Here is a 1,115-nt window from a genome sequence, read left to right as displayed (position 1 = left end):
AGCACCCGCAGGATTCACCTGGAAACAAGCCACCACAGGGGATTACCATTCCGCGGCCCTCGGATCGGACGGCAACCTCTACGCATGGGGGGTCAACGATTCCCGTCAGCTGGGAGACGGCACCGACACCAGCAGCAACACCCCGGTCAAGGCGAAACTGCCGGACGGAGCACCCGCAGGATTCACCTGGAAACAAGCCGACTACGGGGCAATAAAGCACTCCCTGGCCCTCGGTTCGGACGGCAACCTCTACGCATGGGGAAACAACGTCTACGGACAGCTGGGCGACGGCACCTCTGACGTCACCAATAACGGTATTGGCCATCCGGTCACCGTACGTTTTGGCCAAGTGCTGGTCACAGCCGTGCGGTTCGACAAGACTCCAAGTCAGACGGCACCAGTCAGGCAGGAAAACGGCACCTGGCTGGTGACTGCACCGGCGCACACCCGGGGCAGTGTGGACTTTGACGTGGACTCAACCTTGAACGGTGAGACAACCACCACGAAGCTGAAGTATGAGTATGTCCCGCCTTCCCATACAGTACGATTCGACCCTGCAGGAGGAAAGCCATCCCCCGCCGAGCAGGACGTCCTTGAAGGCGACCAGGCGACCCGGCCTCTTCAGGACCCGACCAGGAGCGGCTGGCACTTCAACGGGTGGTTCGATGGGGAGCTGGCCTATGATTTCAATCAGCCCGTAACCGGGAATCTGACCCTGACGGCCCACTGGACCCCTGAAGCCCGCTGGACCACCAGCCCTAAGAAGGGTCCGAATATAGGAGGGGACCGGGTCACGTTGACCCCGCCAGCACCCGATGGCACCCGTTTCTCCAGCATCCGCTCGGGACTCGCCCACTCCCTGGCCCTCGGTTCGGACGGCAACCTCTACGCATGGGGACAAAACATGTCCGGACAGCTGGGCGACGGCACCGACTGGACGACCGCCGCGGTCTACAGGACCACGCCGGTCATGGTGAAACCGCCGGCCGACGCACCCGCAGGATTCACCTGGAAACAAGCCGCAGCAGGAAATTCACACTCCCTGGCCTTCGGCTCGGACGGCAACCTCTACGCATGGGGAGCCAACGAAAGCGGACAGCTGGGCGACGGCACCA

At 62.6% G+C, this 1,115-nt stretch carries 1 protein-coding gene; it reads left to right on the top strand.

Going from position 1 to position 1,115, the window contains the following annotated elements; translation table 11 throughout:
* Positions 1–1,115 (top strand): RCC1 domain-containing protein (locus V6584_RS01045; protein WP_340486115.1); only part of this gene is annotated, 1,115 nt, incomplete at both ends.

Source organism: Bifidobacterium favimelis, assembly GCF_037963085.1.
Lineage (GTDB): Bacteria > Actinomycetota > Actinomycetes > Actinomycetales > Bifidobacteriaceae > Bombiscardovia > Bombiscardovia favimelis.
This window is presented reverse-complemented; position numbering and strand designations above follow the sequence as displayed.